This is a genomic window from Pseudomonas sp. RIT-562 (assembly GCF_026241895.1).
GTDB classification, from domain to species: Bacteria; Pseudomonadota; Gammaproteobacteria; order Pseudomonadales; family Pseudomonadaceae; genus Aquipseudomonas; species Aquipseudomonas mandelii_F.
In genome coordinates this window covers 189,792-206,979 of record NZ_JAPJIV010000008.1, presented here as the reverse complement: position 1 = coordinate 206,979, position 17,188 = coordinate 189,792, and the positions used below count along the sequence as shown (strand labels likewise).

Genomic DNA, 17,188 nt, shown 5'->3' with positions numbered 1-17,188 from the left:
TCGCGGATGCCGCTGATCAGGTCACGCAGGGTCACGCCCATGCGCGCGATGCCCTGTTGCAACACGCCCAGTTCATCGCGGCGAGTAACCTTGATGTCCTGGGACAGGTCGCCACCGGCGATGCGCTCGACCACGGCCAGGGTTTCACGTAGCGGGCCGGTGATCTGGCGGGTGATGAGCACGGCGGCAATGATGCCCACCAGCAACGCCAGCAAGGTGCTGATCATTTGCAGGGTGCGCGCTTGAGCGCTTTCGACGTCGCGGCGGTCGAGCTGAATCTGGTACAGCTGATCGCTCAGGGAGACAATGGCCGCGCCTTGATCGGTCATTTCCTTGCGCGCCTGAACTGCTTCATTGCTGGCGTTCTTGTAAGCCTGCAAAGCGCTGCGATAGTTGCCCAGCGCAGTTTCCAGCTGACGCAATGCGTCGAGCTGAGTGTCGGCAAAGTGCACGTTAAGCGTATTCAAACTGGCAATCGCTGCGTCCAGTTGGCCGACAGCTTTTTGCTCCGTCTCGGCATTGGTGGTGGCGGTGTAGCCACGTACTTCGTAGCGAGCCAGCAGGAAGGCTTCCTTGGCCGCGGTAATGGCCTGGAACTGCTCAAAGCGCTGATCGCTGAGCGGCATTTGCTGCACGCGGGCGTTGATCGAGTTGATCAGCGAATTGGCGTTTTCGGCGTTGGCGCCCATGGCGTCGCGGGCGCTATTGCCGGAGCGGTAGGCGCTGCGCATCTTGTTCAGGGATGCCTTATAGGCGTCGATTTGAGCACCTTGCTCGCGAAGCAGCTTGAGGTTGTCCGGGCTTTTAAATTTCGCCAGCAGCGCTTGTTGCTGGGCGGAGAATGCATCAAGGGTGGTTTGCACATTCTGTGCGGCGGCTTCGTCGCCGTTGGTTAGCATGTACTGCAGGCGCACCACTCGCAGCTTGGTCAGGCCAGCGTTGAGCTGGGTGATGTCGCTCATCCAATTGCTGCGGTCAATCAGCCCACCCAGGCTCGTCCAGCCGGTCAGGGCGAGGACGCAGGTCAGTGCCAGGACCAGGCCGAATCCCAAGCCCAGTTTCAGGTTCACGCTGATGTTGCCAAACCAGCTATTCATCACAATTCCTCCAGGAACGTTGTGTTTCTTGATCGTCGTTAGGCTGGAAGATTGTTGTTTTTGAGAGCCAGCGAAAAATGGGTAGCAGGTGGGTATCGGCAGCTGGCCTGTTAACTGAAGATCAAAAGATCGCAGCCTCGTTTCACTCGGCAGCTCCTACAGAGAGCGGGGTATAAACGGGATTTTGAGTCGACGCAAAAACGATCGGGGTTTATGCGGAATTTGGGTCCGACACAAATCCGTAGGAGTCCGGCTTGCCGGCGATGGCGATGCCACGTCCGCCATCTCTGGCAAGCCCTGCTGCAAACCTTTTGCTGGATCTTTTCGCAGACAAAAAAAAGCCCGCGGGAGGGCGGGCAAACCGTAGTTTCTTGAATGAGCGAGGGCAATGTACCGGTTGCCGCAGCGCAGTGGGGTGAAGAAAAATTCATCCGCAATGCGCACTGCTCATCACAGTCAGAAGTCGTACTTGAAACTGGTCATCACATTGCGCGGCGCGCCGTAGTTCGCCGACAGCGCAGGGGAGCTGTAGTACGCCCGATCGAATACGTTATTGAAGTTCACCGAAGCCGTCAGGTTGCGGCTGATTTCATAACGCGCGAGCAGGTTGGTGACCGCGTAGCTGCCCTGGGTAAAGGTGTGCAGGTCGTTGCCGGTTTTGCTCTGCCAGTTCACGCCGCCACCAACGGTGAGCTTCTCCAGGGCGCCCGGCAGGCGATAACTGGTGAAAGTCTTGACGCTGTTGCGCGGCATCATCGTGCTGATGCGGCTGTCGTCCGCATCGGTCGTCACCGAGTAGGCGTAACCCGCCGACGCCTGCCAACCTTCAGCCAGTTCGCCATTGAGTTCCAGCTCGATACCCTTGGACGTGGTGTCCTGTTCGGCGGAGTAAACGTTGTCGTGTTGCCAGATCGCCAGGTTGTCCTGTTCCAGCTTGAACAGCGCCACGCTGGAGTTCAGCTTGCCATCCAGGTGCGTGCCCTTGAGGCCGATCTCGTAGCCCTTGCCTTCCATCGGGTCCAGCGGTTTGTTGTCTTCGTTGGTCACCCATGAGGCTTGCGGGCTGAAGATACTGGTGTAGCTGGCGTACACCGACCACGTATCGCTGAGGTCGTAGACCACCCCGGCGTATGGGATGAACACGCCATTTTCTTCGCGATTGACTTCGGTTTCCGGCGCGCCATACGGGCGGTCCGAGGTATCGCGTTTCCAGTCGATCAGGCGGCTGCCGAGGATCAGGCTCAGGTCATCGGTCACGCTGAAACGTGAAGTCAGGTAGGCCGCGTATTGCGTCTCGTCGATGGACGATTTGCCGCTTTCGACGAAGTCCGGTTTGGCGGAATTACCGTCCCAGGAATATAGGTTGTCGATGGCGCCTGCCGCAGAGGAGGCATAGTCGTATTGCCAGCCGCCCCAGCCCGGAACGTTCTCTTTGTATTTCGACAGGGTCATGCCGCCGATCAATTCATGCTCGCGCCCGAACAATCCAAACGGGCCGGTGACGTACAGGTCGAGGTTGTCCTGCCGCGGCGTGCCGGAGAACTTCACCGGGAGTTGCGTGGTGCCGCTGCCGTCCTTGTTGAGATCGCCCATCACGTAGTTGAAGGCTTCGTCGAATTTATTCTCAGCGTAGGTGTACTCGATCTTGCCGCTCCAACCGTTGGCGAATTGCTGTTCGATGGAGGTGAAGAAAGTGGTCTGTTCGTGATCGTTATAGGACCAGTCCGGCGCGCCGTTGATCGAGCGCTTGAGGTCGGTGCGTTCACCGGTGCTGAAACGCGATGGCAGGCCCGTACGCAATGGCGAGTCGACGTCGGTGCGCTGGTAGCTGAAGCCCATGGTCAGCAACGTGTCTTCGCTCAGGTCGAATTCGCTGATGCCGTAGAGCAGTTGCGATTGCAGATTGAAGCGATCGATCCACGCATCCTGGGTCTTGTAGTCCGCCACCAGGCGGCCGCGCACGTTGCCGCTTTCGGTCAGCGGGCCGGCCACGTCGAAGCCGCTGCCATAGCGATCCCAGGTCCCGGCCTCACCGGTGATGCTGGCCTGGGCCTCGGCAGTGGGGCGCTTGCGGATCAGGTTGATCGTCGCCGAGGGGTTACCCATGCCGCTGATCAAACCGGTGGCACCGCGAATGATCTCGATGCGATCGTACATGGCCATGCTCTGGGTGTAGTTGTCCAGACGCGTGTTGGTGGGGACGCCGTCGATCTCGTAGTTCTGGATGACGAAGCCGCGGGAGTAGTAGGTGTCTGTTTCCGCACCGACACCGTCACGAATGACAGTGATGCCAGGTGTGGCATCCATCGCATCGGTCAGGGTTGTCAGGTTCTGGTCGTCCAGGCGTTGGCGCGTCATCACCGTGAGCGACTGCGGGGTTTCCCGCGGGGTCAGGTTGAGCCGGGTCGAACTGCTGGACGAGTAGGTGGTGTACAACCCAGTGCCTTCGGTGGTCGAACCCGGTGCCTTGCCGGAAATCGACACCGCACCCAGTTGCAACGCATCGCCCGAACTGGCCACCAGCGAGTAGTTGCCGCTGGCGTTGCGGCTGGCTTCCAGGCCCGAACCGGCGAGCAACATGGCCAGGCCTTGATCTACATCGTAGCGACCGTGCAGCCCTGAGGTGGTCTGGCCTTCGGTCAATGGCGAGGAGTACGACAACAGGATGTGTGCGGTCTGGCCGAACCGAGCAAGGGCCGGAGCCAATGGGCCGGCAGGAATATCAAAATCCTGCTGCGTCTGTTCGGCCGCCTGGGCCCAGCTCGGAGCCATCAGTAATGGCGCAGTTGCTGCCATGCAGGCGACGCCCTGAACCACGGCGCAGGCCAGTTTGTGCTTGAGAGAAAAGTGCCAGACCCGGCCGTTGCGTACAGTGAAATCCACGAGTGATACCCCAATGAAAATAAGTGTCTGGGGTTTAAGTCTCGCGAGATTCGAAAACAGACCACCCAAGCGCAAAAAAAATGTCTCAGGCCTGTCGGGGCTGCAAGGTGACCCAATAACGGGTGAATTGTCGGACGTCGAGCTGCAGCGTTTCGGCGACGGCGAAAATGACTCGCTCGGTGTCCGCCAGGGGAAAGGTGCCTGATACTGGAACTTTGGCCAGGCGTGGGTCACACGCCAGGTGCCCGCGACGGTAGCGGCTCAGCTCCGCGAGGAATTCCTGCAGCGGCTGCGCTTGGGCGACCAGCATGCCCTGGGTCCAGGCCGGTGCAGTCAACGCAACGGCGCGTCGGGTAATCAGCCCCTGTTCGTTGAAGCTCAGTTGCTCTCCTGCCTGCAACGTCATCGCCAGTTGGCGCTGGGCCATGGGGTTGATCACCAGCGAGCCTTGATAAACGCTGACCTGTGTCACCCCCGCACGCTGCCTGACGCTGAAGCGCGCCTGGGACACGTCGATACGTCCTTCAGCGGTTGCCACTGACAACGGGCGGCCGTCGGCAATCTTGTCCCGGGTGATCAACATTTCCCCGCGCAACAGCTTGATGCGCCGCGCCTCGCGCTCGAACACCACATTGATGGCGCTGTCGGTGTTGAGTTCGACCTGGGTATTGTCCGCGAGCACGTGACGTTGTTGTTCGCCGACCTGGCTGTGGTAATCCGCAGTCAAGTCTTGCAGCAGCGCAGTGTCCCTCATACTCCAGGCTCCCGCGCCTGCCGCCAAGACCAGGCCAAGCTGCTTGAGCGCGGTACGTCGCGACATTGTGGGTCGAAGGGCTGCATGGGCCAGCGGGCGCTGGTTCGGCGAGCGCATCTCGCTCATACGCTGGGCCAGGGCTTCGGCACGTTGCCAGGCGCGCTCGTGAACCGGATGGGCCTGGCGCCAGCGCATGCAGGCCGCCTGGGTTTCCGCGCTGGCGCCAGGCTCCTGCAGTTCCAGCTGCCAGTGCATGGCCTGCTCGGCGATATCGCCGCTGATGGGCGGGCTCACTGCGGGTCCATGCTGTCGTCGAGCATGATGCACAGCGCCCCGGCCTTGACGATGTAACGTTTGACCGTGGTGATGGACACCGCAAGCCGCTGGGCGATTTCGGCGTGACTCAAGCCATCCACCTGCGACCACAGAAACGCCTCGCGCACCGGTCGCTCCAGGCATTCAAGGGCGGCGTCGAGGGCAATCAGGGTCTCCAGCAAAAATGCCTGTGTCTCAAGACTTGGCGCAGTCAACTCAGGCATCGCCGCCAGTGCTTCCAGGTAAGCACGCTCGAGCTTTTGCCGACGGTAGTGATTGGATAAAACACTCTGCGCCACCTTCGCCAGGAACGTGCGCGGGGCATGCAGCTCGGGCACCTGCTCCTTGGCCAGAAGGCGCATGAACGTGTCCTGCGCCAGGTCCGCGGCGCTCTGCGAACAATTGAGTCGGCGCCGCAGCCAGTTCTGCAGCCAGCTGTGCTGTTGTTGGTACAGCATGGCCACGTCGCAGAAGGTGGTTTGAGGGGGTGAGGACATGAGGTGGAGGCGCCGGATGAGTAATTATCACAAATGATAATACTTATCATATAGATCGGCTGGGTGTGGTGGCAAGGGGCGGTGGAGGGCTGGGCTCGCCTCAGATTTATAGACATGAGTAAATGGCGTAAAAGTTATGTATACGCTACATTGAAAGACAAATGTCTCGGATACTGAACATGGACTATGCACTAATCATTGACCGTCTGGGCAAACAAATACGCGAAAAACGTACAAATCGTGGGCTCACTCAGGCGGATCTGGCGAATCTTGCTGGTTTGACGCGGCAGAAAGTCATCGCTGTCGAGAAGGGGACGTCGTCTGTGAGCATGATTGCGTATGCGCGGGTGCTCGGGGCGTTGGATTGCGAGTTTTCGGTGATTCCGGCGCGAATGCCGACTCTGGATGAACTGGGGGATCTGTTTTGAAGAGCTTGGCCTCACTCAGTGTCAGCACGCCGGAAGGTAACAGCGGCCGTATTTTGACCAGCGCCGCAGACTTCATCTTCCGCTATGACGAGCAAGCGCAACCTGGCGCGGCGATCAGCCTGTCGATGCCCGTACGCGCCGAGGAGTTTCGTCGGCGAGACCTTCATCCTGTTTTCCAGATGAACTTGCCGGAAGGGTTCGTCCTTGAGTACTTGCGCAATAGACTGGCGAAGACGGTAAATCTAGATCCGATGTTGCTGCTCGCATTGTCGGGCAGCAGTTCGCCGATAGGCCGAGTCAGAGTGCAGTCGCAAGCTTTGGATGCATTGCTTGGCGAGCAGAAATTTACCGGGGAAAAGCTGGAAGAGATCCTGACATGGGACGGTACTGCGGACATTTTTGCTGACCTGCTGGATCGGTATGTCCTGCGTGCGGGTATTTCGGGGGTTCAGCCCAAAGTGCTGGTCCCTGAAAAGCAGGAGGCTGGATTGCCGCGAGTGACTTCAAAAACTGCCGACTTGATCATCAAGAGTGGTAGGGATGAGTTCCCAGGTCTGGCGATCAACGAATTTCTTTGCATGTCGATCGCCAAAGACGCAGGTATCACGGTTCCACCGTTTTATCTCTCCGATAACGCCAGGCTATTTGTAATGCGCCGATTTGATCGGGATTCGCAGCTCAATCCGATTGGGTTCGAGGATATGGCTTCGCTGATGGGGCTGTCGGCTGATAAGAAATACAGTAAGAGCTATGCAGCAGTCGCGAAGGCAATCCGCTTGTTTTGCCCGACCGCGAACGTAGGACCTTCCCTTGGGCAGCTGTTCGACATCGTCGCTTTGAGCTGTATCGTCGGTAATGGTGATGCGCACTTGAAGAACTTTGGCTTGCTCTATTCTGACCCAACTCAGCGGGACGCCCGGCTGGCACCTGCGTATGACATCGTCAATACGACCGCGTATATCCCTGAAGACGTGTTGGCGCTGGATTTGGCGGGCAACAAATCTATGTTTGCTTCACGCCAAGGACTGTTGGAATTTGCGCTAGTTTGCGAAGTCGAACGACCAAGAGAGCGGATCGAGCGGCTACTTGCTTCGGTGGAAGGCGTGCTTGGGCGGTATCCGCAGCATCGGGAGCGTGCGCCGCATGTGGTGCAGGCGATTGAGAGAGCCGCGGTGCCTTTTGCGCGGACTTTTGGGTAGAACGCTGGCGAGGCTCAATGCTTACTCAGCATTTTTTCTTATAGCCTGAGTATCAGACTCAAACCCCGGATGCAGCAAAGCCCGCACGGGGCGGGCTAATGGGTGTTCTCTTTTTACAGCTCCCCTGTGTCGCTTTTCTCCCTACACTCCCGCCGGGATTACCGACAGCACCAGACGCGAGGCGAAACCCTCATGCATATGCACTGTGTTGGTGGCTATCCGCTTGTGACGGGCCTGGCCTTCAGGTTCGCCGCTATTAGGGTTGACGTCGAAATGCGGGAAGTTGCTGCTGGCAATGTCCAGTCGCAACCGGTGCCCGCGCTTGAACAGGTTGCAAGTCGCGAACGGCTCGATGACCACCTTGACCCGTTCCCCCGGTGTCAGAGGGTGCGGGGTTTCCCACGAGTCACGATAACGGCAGCGGCGAATACCGTCGGTGATGTTCATCGCGTAGCCCTGCGGGTAGTCGGCGCTTGGCGGATAGACGTCTACCAGTTTGGCGGTGAAGTCCGTGTCGAGCGCGTCGCTTTCGATCCACAATTCTATTAGCAGAGGGCCTGCGACAATCAGGTCATCGGTCAATGGCAGGGTTTGAAAACTCAGCACGTCCGGCCGTTCTGCCAGGGGTCGATTATCACCACGGGTGCCGAAAAAATCCGGCCGTTCGCGCTGATCAAAAGCGCCACCGACAAACACCGGCGCGCCCGAAGTGAGCGCGCCGCCGACGGTGGGGACAGGGTTGTCAGGATCGCTGCGATAACTCAGTGTTGCGTCGCGCACGCTCGGGCGCTCGAGCTTCAAGAGTCGGTCGTGGTGCAGATACAGGCTTATCTCCTCGCTGCCAGGCAGCGGCCATTGCTGACTGTGCAGCCAGCGTCCGCCATGTTGCAGGCGGCCGTTAGCATCAGCAGTACCAGCGCCGCCGCCCATCAGGAATACCTTCACCGGCGCCGATTCCGGCGCTACCTGTGAAGTGCCTTTGAGCGAGCGCTCGAACCATTGCAGCCGGCAGCTCAGCCAGTCCTCGGCCACTTGCCCGTCGAAGTTTGCCGCCTCACCGAACTCCACATCGCCGCTGTGACTGATGTTTCGATCGCCGTGCAGCCAGGGCCCCATGATCAGGTGCTGCGGTGCGCTGTTGCTGCGTTTGAAGGCGCTGTAGTTGGCGAGCGTCGAACTGACATAGGCGTCATACCAACTGGACATGAACAGCACTGGAATATCCGGCAACTCAGCGTAATGACCCTCGGCATAAATCCCCGGCTTGCGCCAATAATCACTGAAACTGCCCTGGGCCCATTGTTCGAGCAGATACGCTTCGTATTCCGGCACATGGCGGATAGGCGAACGGCCCGGCTGCCACGGCATCTGCGAGAACCATTGATGGATATCTTCCTGCTCCAGCGCTTCGCGGACCAGCGGATCAGCCAGCGCGGCCGGGCTCTCCTTGGCTTGGCGCCAGGCCCAGGTGGCCTGCTTGAGTTCGAACGCACCACCCTGGCGGATGCCGCACTGAAAGGCGTTGGAAAAACCACCCGAGTCCAGGACCATGCTGCTCAGCCCGGGCGGATGCAGGCAGGCCATCGCCAACTGCGTGTGGGCCGCATAGGACAACCCCATGCTGCCTATTTTTCCGTTGCACCAGGGTTGCTTGATGATCCAGGCGAGTGTGTCGAAACCGTCTTCGCCTTCTGCCGTGTACTTGGTGAACACCCCTTCGGAGGCGTAGCGCCCGCGACAATCCTGAAAGATCGCCACGAACCCCTGCTCGGTAAACCGTGCCGCCATGGCTTCGCGGGAAATGTGCTGGCCGTCGAGCTGCTTCTCCGAGCGCGAGGGTTTGCGCTTGTCATAGGGTGTGCGTTCGATGACCACCGGCAATGGCCCTGCAGCGTTTATCGGCAGATAGATGTCGGTGGCCAGATGTACGCCATCGCGCATGGGGACTGGCTGGTCGCGCAGGATGTGCATGGCCGGGAGGGCGTTTTCAGAAAGAGAATTCATATCAGAACCTTGTCGACGCTGGCGCCTGCGGGCATCCCCGCAAGCGCCGTTGCACAGTCAGTAACCGGTGGTCACCGCGATGGCCAGGAGCACCATCGCCAGCGCCATGTAGATGAGGAACAGCGGCAGGATGTAGCGCGCCCATTGGCCCCAGCCGACTTGCGCGGTGGCCAGCAAAACCAGCAGGCCACTGGAGGTCGGGGTGATCATATTGGTCAGGCCATTGCCCAGCAGGAACGCATACACCGTAGTTTGCGGACTGACACCGGAGAGCTGGCCGAGAGGGCCGAAAATCGGCATGGTCACCGCAGCCTGGCCGGACGTTGAAGGGATCAATACATCCAGCCCCAGTTGCGAGAAGAACATGGCATAGGCCGAGATGACCGGGCCATGATCACTCACGACACTCGCCAGGCCATTGACGATGGTGTCCAGCACCTGGCCGGTGGTGAGAATGATTTCAACCGCAGTTGCCAGGCCGATCAGCACACCGGCAATTAACACCTTCTTCATGCCATCGACGAACGCGCTGGCCGTGGCACTCGCGCCCATCCCGGCGATTGCTGCAAAGGCGATGCTCAGTGCCAGACAGAACGCCGACAGTTCGTGGTATTTCCAACTCCAGCGGGTGGAGGCAAAGACCATGAAGGCGATGCCGCTGCCCAACACCAGCAGGTTCAGCAGATGTCGCATCGGCAGCGGTTTATGTTCGAAGCTGATCTTCGCACTGGCGTCGAAGCCCTGCTTGTGGATGCTCCACAACACGAACGCGATGCCGACGCTGAGGAACAAGGCATAGGCAGCGATCCGCATGCTCATACCACTAAAGATCGGCAGACCGACCATCGGCTGGGCGACCGAGAGCGCTACAGGGTTGGTGATGGAGGCCAGGTAACCGATCTTCACCGAGATGCAGACGATCGCCAGCCCGATCAGGTTCGACAGGCCGAGCCGGTTCGCCATCGCGACCATCAGCGGCACGATCAGGATAAATTCCTTGGCCAACCCCATGAAGGTACTGCCAGCCGAGAACACCAGCATCAGCATCGGTACCAGCACGTAGATGTTGCCCCGGGTCATTCCAAGCAAGCGCTCGAGCCCGGCGTCGATCACGCCGGCCTTGTTCAGCACACCGAACATGCCGCCGATGAACAGCACCATGAAAATCAGCGCTGCACGCTTTTCGATGCCCTGCGGGATTGCCATGAAGCCCTCGACCAGCGAAACCGGCCGGGCCACGCTGTCGTTAGCTTTGCGCGGTTCGACGGAGAACAACTGAGTCAGCGAGTGGCTCTTCTCCATCACCTGGTAGGAGCCCGGCACCACCAGTGCGTTCTGGCGCTGGAAGGTCCCGGAGTTGACGACATAGGTGAAGGCGACCGCCAGCAACACGATGCTCAGGAGGATGATTGCCGGGTTGATGGGTTTGCGCTGGCCGGCATGACCGCTGGCCACTTTCGTGGCGGCGGTGGTCGGCTGGGTAATGGTGATTTGTGGTTCGCTCATGATTCTTGCCCTGGCTGGCAGGGACGCCCTCGCGGTTATTTTTGTTGGTGTCGGCTGTTGGTGAGGCGGACACTAGGCCAAAGATCAGAGGCCCACAATCTTATGCGTGGAGCGGGTTGGGCTATGCGTTTTGTCACTATTTGCCAGCGACAGATGACTCGCTCAGGCGCTGCTTGAGGTGTTCCGCGAAGGCGCTGACAACGCTCGAGCGTGGCTCGTCGCGACGGAAGGCCAGCCCGAACGCGTAGGGCAGGGCAGGGCGAAACGGTCGGGTGACGATCGGCAAATGGGCGAAGTGACTGGCCAGCAGCCCGTTGACGATCGATACCCCCAGGCCTTCGGCGACGAAGCTGCATGCGGCCCCGACGGAGTGCACTTCGATTCGTACCTGGGGCGTCAGGTTGACCGCGCGGAATACCTGGTTGAGCTCTGCACGCAACGCCCGTTGGCGGCCCAGCATGACCAATGGCACGTCGCGTAAATGCTGGACCTCGACCACTGCGTGACGGGTCAACGGGTGGTCTGCCGGCATTACGCACACGCCTTCGGTTTCCAGTACAGGCTCGATGTCAAAATCCGCCAGCTCGGTAGGCAGGCGGACGAATCCAAGATCTGCCGAACGATCAAGCACTGCCCGTTCGATCATGTCGTAGGAGCCGGTCAGCAGCTCGACCACGATGTCTTCGTGCCCCTTCAGGAACTCGGCAACAATCTTCGGCAGCAGCTCCTGAGTCATGCTGGTTGGCACGCCGACCTTGAGCAGGCTCTTGCGAGAATGCCCGACCCGAAGTTCGTCGGCCAACCGATGAATGCGCTGCATGCCATCCACCAGCCCGGCCACTTCTGCCAGCAACTCCTCGGCCTCGGGGGTGGCCATCAAACGACCCTTTTTGCGCAGGAACAAGGCAAACCCCAAGGTCTCTTCCAGCTGGGTCAGCAGGCGACTGACCGCCGATTGGGACAAGCCCATCCGCGTCGCGGCACCGATGGTCGAGCCGGTGGACATGATGGCCTTGAAGGCTTCGAGCTGCTTGAGATTCACGCAGGGATCCCCTTGGTTTTAACCGGCGCCAGGTAGCGAATTTCGAGCTTGCGCATAGCCTGATGCGCTTCTCGCATAACGTTGTGCAGGTGCGGATGAGTCGTTAGTGTCCGCCCCAATGCGCCGCTGAGTCCAGCGCGACACCACAAGATTATCGACACATATCCCGTTCGCGGGACCTTTGCTACTGCCCATAAAATCGACAATACGGCACCGAGGAAATGGTTATGCGTGAGCTGTTCACGAGAGGCGCAATTGTGCCCGTCGCACTACTGACGAGCTGGTCACCGCAGCTGCTGGCCCAGGGATTTGTGGAGGATGCACAAGGGAAACTGTCCCTGCGCAATTACTACTTCAACGATGACTACCGTGACGGTGGCAACGACCGTCGGGAATGGGCCCAGGGCTTTCTGCTCAACCTGCAATCAGGCTTCACCGAGGGCGTGGTGGGCTTTGGCCTGGACGCGCTGGGCCTGGCCGGCCTCAAACTCGACTCGAGCCCGACCCATGCCGGTACCGGTCTGTTGCCGGTGCACGATGACGGGCATGCGGCGGACGGATTTTCCAGCCTGGGCGTGACGGCGAAGATGCGCATCGGCGATGCGTTGGTGAAAACCGGCAACTTGCAGCCGAAGATTCCGGTGCTCGTCTACAACGACGGCCGTTTGCTGCCACAAACCTTTCGTGGCACACAGGTTGAATACACCGGCCTGCGCGATCTGTATCTGCATGCCGGGCACCTGGATAAATTCAAGCAGCGCAACTCGACGGACAGTGTCGATATTTATCCCCAGGGTTACACGGGTGATAAAGGCACGGATTTCGATTTTGCCGGTGCGAGCTACAAATTCACGCCAAACCTCAGTGGCACCTGGTACTACGGCGAAATGCGCGAGTTCTATCGCCAGCAGTTCGTCGGCCTGGTGCACAAGCTGCCAGTGGGCAGTGGCAGCCTGACCAGCGACCTCCGTTACTTCATCAGCAACGATGCGGGCGAGGCACGCAACGGTGTGGTCGATGCCGACATGTTCAGCGGTCTGTTTACCTACAAGGTGGGCGCTCAATCGATTGGCGTGGGCTACCAAAAGGTCACCGGTGACACCGCGTTACCGTACACCAGCGTCTCGACGGTCTACTCATTCAGCAATGCCGGTGTAGGAAAGTTCATCCAGGCCGGTGAGCAAACCTGGATGCTGCGCTACGACTATGACTTCGCCGCTGTGCTTCCGGGCTTGAGTTTCATGACCCGCTACTACAAGGGCGAGAACGGCGATTACCGGGGCCGCGAAGCCCGTGAATGGGAGTCGGACACCAACCTGCGTTATGTCATCCAGGACAGCGCGTTCAAAGGTGTGGGGATGGAAGTGCGCAAGGCAACTTACCGCTCCACGTACGCCAGCGATCGCGATAACTGGCGGCTGTACCTGACCTATGACATCGCGTTGTGGTGATGCAATCGCCCCGTCGCAAGCGTTCCGCTGGGAGTAGATGAGCTCACACAAGGGCACTCACACTAGGACTCTGGGCCGTCCACCGGGTAAGCTGGGTTTTCGCGAATTTGTGGCTTTATGCTAGCATCCGGGCGCGCAGCGAAATGTCGGCTCGCCCAGATACCCGGTTAAGGAAGACCATGTTGAGACCCATCAGAACCCTGCGAACAGTGGGCCGCCTAGTTTCTCGCGGCTTGTTGCTAGTACTGCTGTGCAGCGCGTTCGGGGTGCAGGCCGACCAGGTGATCGGTCGTTTCAATTCGGTGGCCGGGCCTTTCAGTCACATGGAAACCCCGGCGGGCAAAGCCTACTTGAGCCTGCATGAGCGCAAGATGCAGGTGCAACTGCCGGACGACTGGCGTGAAAGCACCGTTGAAACCACCATGGAGCTGGACGGCGACACGGCGGTGGTCATGAGCTATCGCACCGCCCAGTGCGACTCGCAAACCGCCTTGGTGGTGATCTCCGGGAAGACCGTCTGGGGCCCTTATCGACTGGGTCGCTGTGGCGACATGCTGGCCTTCCAACGTAGTGAGGACGGCAAGAGTTTCGTCGCCATGCAGATGAATGACCGACGCTCCGAAGCCTGGACCTATTCCTCGAAGGATAAGAATTTCCGTGGGCCGATGAAGGTCGACCTGCCGGGGCTGCTGCAAGGCCTAGCCAAGGCCCGGCCGGTGGTGGTTGCCACCGCACCGGCACCCAAGCCGCCAGTGGTCACCAAGCCTGCGCCGGTGCCCAATACCGCAACGACTCCCGAGGCCCCTGCGCGCGTTCCGCCTGCCGCGCCGCCGACGCCCAAACCTGCGCCGAAACCGCCGGCCAAGGTGTCGATTCCTTCCCAGCTGCCGCAACCGGTGGCTGACGCGGTCGTCAAACATGCCCAGGCCACTACGCCACCCAGGCGCCGAGTAGAGATCAACCTGATCTCCAGGGTGGAGACCGAGTCGTGACCAGCCTGACACCGCTCCAGCAATTTGCTCCCCGGGCGCGGCGCCGCTCGCTGGCCAGTGCGTTGCTGCACTGGCTACGGGAAGACAAGAACCCCCTGCCACGGCGCCAGGAACGTGTGCTGGTCCTGGTGATGCTGACCCTGACGCTGCTGTACCTGATGGTCGAAATGGGCTTCAACGCCCGCTTGCTGGACGTAGTCGGCGGCCTGGCCAGTCAGCATCAAGTGGAGTCCATCGAAGTCTACGGGCGCTTGATCGCCGGCACGGCGGTGGCCCTGTTGGGATTGGGTTCGGTGCTGAAAAAGAGTTTGCGTCTGGGCTGGAGCCGTCTTCGCACGACGATCTGGGCGGCCCTGGTGATTGTCGGCTGCGTGGCTACTACTTATTTTGCGCAGTTGGCGCTGGTCAATCATCTGGTCGATCGCTCGACGCCCGATGAGCGTGCGCGCGCGGCCTTGGGCGTGCCGATGACGTACTTGATGGTGCACCGCGATTTCGGCCTGACTGGCCTGGACCTCACAACCGAGGATTTGCAGCGCCCCGAGGGCAAGACTCTGCTGGCGACGCTTCCCATCATGCTGCTGTCGAAGGATCACCTGACGGAGAGCATCAAGCCGCAGGCGCAGCCGTTTTTCGAGTTGTTCGCCGAAACCGTGCGCGGCGATGCCGAGGTTAATTATCGCCACTACCAGGACTCCCTCGCCGAGCTGGATGACAGCTATCGCCAGTACCAGCAGGGCAGCAAGCGTTACCTGGAGGCAATCAGCGCGGCCTCCATCGCCCGACACCAGCAGCAGGCCTGGAACGATTACGTGCAGAGCCTCAAGCAACGCAACCGCCGCCTGACCCCCAACAATGTGCCGAACCGCCATGCCAACACGGTCCGTCAGTCGCTGCGCGAGAAGGGCATCGCGGTGGCCGACGATTGGCGCCCCAACGACCGTGCGGGCTTCAATCGCGCCGTCGCCCGACGTGTACAAATGGATGCCCGCAGTGCCTATGCATCGGGGTTAGAGTCGGTCGGCCGATGGATCGATCCGGGCTTGCCACGCGGGCAGTTTTTTGCGCAGCTGCCGATCCAGAACAAGTGGCGTGACGCGTTGCACTTGCCGTACTTGATCACCTTGCAACCCGACCTGTCGCCCAGCGCCTTCGAGCAAACCGTATACCGGCCGACCATCAGCTTCGATGCCAAGCAGCTGATCGAAGATCGCTTGGTCGACCCGCAAAACTACCGCGACAGAGGCGAAAAGGCGCAGATCGGCCGTGACAGCTACCGAGCGCTGATTGTGCCGATGATTGCCCTGCTGTTTTCCCTGCTCGGCGCCTTCACCCACATCTTCAAGTGCCTGGGCTTTTTCACCCGGGCGCTGTGTTATGTGCCACCGAGGCTCTACGTGGCCGCCTTCGTCGGCTACGCGCTGGTGGTGCTGACGGTGCCGATGCTCTGGACCAACAAGGTCACCGAGCAGCCGCTGTTTCTCGACCTCAAGCAACAGAGCGGCTCTACGCTTGGGCTCATGGGCTGGATCATTGCCCATAGCGTGCAGTGGACGGCGCAGGTCCAGCCGGTGTTCTACCCGCTCAACGAACGGGTGCGCCTGCACCTGCTCGGGGGCTTGACCTACGGTTACCAGCCTCAATGAATGCTCAAATTCAGTCTCGAAAGGAATCGCCCTTGTCGCGCGCACTTGCTGTATCGACCGTATTGCTCGCCTGCACCGGTTTGTTGTTGAGTGGTTGCCAGAACTCGCCCATAGCCAGCACGGCGGTCGGTGGTGTGCTCGGTTGCATCGGCGGTGCGGCGATTGCCGCCGGGACGGGTGGCAACCCTGGCACCGGTTGCGCCATCGGCGCGGCCCTGGGCGCGCCGACCGGTTACTACGTGGGTCGTCAGAAAGACCTGGAAAACGCCCGCCAGGCCAAGGCCGCCATCGAGCGCCAGTCGGGTGATGTCGCGGTCGTGCAACTGACGACCCGCCAAGAAGCGGTGCCGGCGGATAAGCGCAACGACGTCGGAGCCGCGAGTGTAGAAAGCATGGACTCGATGCAGGTCAACGTCCCGCAGACCCTGGTGAAAAAGCGCGACAAACGCCTCAAGCAGCCGCTCTCGCAAGTGGGCAGCTACGTGTCCAGCGCCAGCAGCAAGGCCAACATCGTCGTCACCACCCACAGCAAGAGTGACTTCAACTACATCGTCGCCAACATCAAGAAGGGTTACACCGGCAAGGTCGCGCCTGAAAAGGTGACGTACGAGTACCGCGAGCTGACGCGGGGTACGCAGTCGGCGATTCAGGTGGTGCCGAGTGGGCAGGGTTAGGGGTGTTTCGGGGCTGGGTAGGGGTGAGTCGGTAAGCGTACCGGGTGGGTGTGGCGGTTGATTCCACTGGATTTGAGGCACAAAAAAAGACGTCCGTGGACGTCTTTTTTTGTTGAGTTGGTGGAGCCGGGGTAATTTGAAACGGTAATTTATCCTATTGATTATTATCATTAATATTAGTTTTGTATTTTGATTGGAATACCAATTGGAATACCTCACGAAATAGCATTCCATTGACCCTCGCTTGTATTCGATCTGAAAACCTTGCTTCGCATCCATGATAAGCAGTGATCTTCTTACAGCGGTCGGGACAACAGGTAGCAATCGATCCGAGTCGGAAGGTGGCGACAGGCAGAAACCGGCCGATTCTGTTGAAAAAGTCGGCCATGGTTTGCGCATCAGAAAAGTACGCGTCCGAGATTGAAATCTTTACTTTTGGCAGGGGCTTCCGGATTCGGACTTCACGTAGCCGCGTGCAAAAAAGGCGTTTTCACCAGTCAATGATCAGGCAGTTTGGGCAGACCGACTTTTCCAACAGAATCGGCCAAAAGCTGTCAGTCAGAGGTGCAAGATTTGGGTTCTAGCCCACCTATTTTTTGACAGGCAAGCCACCGTTAGCTGCGCGGGTTTGTGTCAGCCAAAAAAACTTGGACGGAGCGACATCATATTGCTATCTTTCGTCAAGATTTAAGTTCAGAGT

At 59.6% G+C, this 17,188-nt stretch carries 12 protein-coding genes and 1 pseudogene; 6 read left to right on the top strand and 7 right to left on the bottom strand.

Annotation, left to right across the window (positions count from 1 at the left end):
- Positions 1-83: 83 nt before the first annotated feature.
- The 4 genes and pseudogenes from ORL50_RS29095 to ORL50_RS13045 form a co-directional block, all read right to left on the bottom strand.
- Positions 84-962: pseudogene (locus ORL50_RS29095) on the bottom strand (methyl-accepting chemotaxis protein); the annotation flags it as partial.
- Between the two features lie 591 nt (positions 963-1,553).
- Positions 1,554-3,893, bottom strand: coding sequence for a TonB-dependent siderophore receptor (locus ORL50_RS13055; RefSeq protein ID WP_266015406.1), 2,340 nt, complete (start codon positions 3,891-3,893; stop codon positions 1,554-1,556).
- Positions 3,894-4,065: 172 nt separating this feature from the next.
- Positions 4,066-5,028, bottom strand: a complete 963-nt coding sequence (locus tag ORL50_RS13050; RefSeq protein WP_266015303.1) for a FecR domain-containing protein — start codon at positions 5,026-5,028, stop codon at positions 4,066-4,068.
- Positions 5,025-5,546 carry a sigma-70 family RNA polymerase sigma factor gene (locus tag ORL50_RS13045; RefSeq protein ID WP_266015298.1) on the bottom strand — a complete coding sequence of 174 codons (522 nt, stop codon included), beginning with the start codon at positions 5,544-5,546 and terminating at the stop codon, positions 5,025-5,027. Before ORL50_RS13045 ends, ORL50_RS13050 begins: the two co-directional genes overlap by 4 nt.
- Before the next feature lie 179 nt (positions 5,547-5,725).
- Between ORL50_RS13045 and ORL50_RS13040 the strand changes: the two genes are divergently transcribed.
- Entirely contained in the window at positions 5,726-5,974 is a 249-nt protein-coding gene (locus ORL50_RS13040) for a helix-turn-helix transcriptional regulator (RefSeq protein WP_266015295.1), read from the top strand.
- 5 nt (positions 5,975-5,979) lie between these two features.
- The gene (locus ORL50_RS13035; protein ID WP_416236022.1) at positions 5,980-7,173 is read left to right on the top strand and encodes a type II toxin-antitoxin system HipA family toxin; all 1,194 of its coding nucleotides are present in this window, start codon (positions 5,980-5,982) and stop codon (positions 7,171-7,173) included.
- 141 nt (positions 7,174-7,314) lie between these two features.
- On the opposite strand, the gene ORL50_RS13030 is transcribed toward ORL50_RS13035, so the two are convergent.
- The 3 genes from ORL50_RS13030 to ORL50_RS13020 form a co-directional block, all read right to left on the bottom strand.
- Positions 7,315-9,144, bottom strand: coding sequence for a CocE/NonD family hydrolase (locus ORL50_RS13030; protein WP_266015403.1), 1,830 nt, complete (start codon positions 9,142-9,144; stop codon positions 7,315-7,317).
- 90 nt (positions 9,145-9,234) lie between these two features.
- Complete coding sequence (locus ORL50_RS13025; RefSeq protein WP_266015289.1) at positions 9,235-10,683, bottom strand: YfcC family protein; 1,449 nt, start codon at positions 10,681-10,683, stop codon at positions 9,235-9,237.
- Positions 10,684-10,819: 136 nt separating this feature from the next.
- Complete coding sequence (locus tag ORL50_RS13020) at positions 10,820-11,725, bottom strand: LysR family transcriptional regulator (RefSeq protein WP_266015286.1); 906 nt, start codon at positions 11,723-11,725, stop codon at positions 10,820-10,822.
- Positions 11,726-11,952: 227 nt separating this feature from the next.
- On the opposite strand from ORL50_RS13020, the gene ORL50_RS13015 reads away from it, so the two are divergent.
- The 4 genes from ORL50_RS13015 to ORL50_RS13000 all read left to right on the top strand — a co-directional run bounded on the left by ORL50_RS13015 (position 11,953) and on the right by ORL50_RS13000 (position 16,488).
- Positions 11,953-13,176: an OprD family porin gene (locus ORL50_RS13015; RefSeq protein ID WP_266015282.1), complete on the top strand. Its 1,224-nt coding sequence runs from the start codon at positions 11,953-11,955 to the stop codon at positions 13,174-13,176.
- Positions 13,177-13,355: 179 nt separating this feature from the next.
- Positions 13,356-14,168, top strand: a complete 813-nt coding sequence (locus ORL50_RS13010) for a hypothetical protein (RefSeq protein WP_266015279.1) — start codon at positions 13,356-13,358, stop codon at positions 14,166-14,168.
- Entirely contained in the window at positions 14,165-15,814 is a 1,650-nt protein-coding gene (locus ORL50_RS13005; protein ID WP_266015276.1) for a hypothetical protein, read from the top strand. The genes ORL50_RS13010 and ORL50_RS13005 overlap by 4 nt, the downstream gene beginning before the upstream one ends.
- A gap of 32 nt (positions 15,815-15,846) precedes the next feature.
- Complete coding sequence (locus ORL50_RS13000; RefSeq protein ID WP_266015273.1) at positions 15,847-16,488, top strand: YMGG-like glycine zipper-containing protein; 642 nt, start codon at positions 15,847-15,849, stop codon at positions 16,486-16,488.
- Positions 16,489-17,188: the final 700 nt, after the last annotated feature.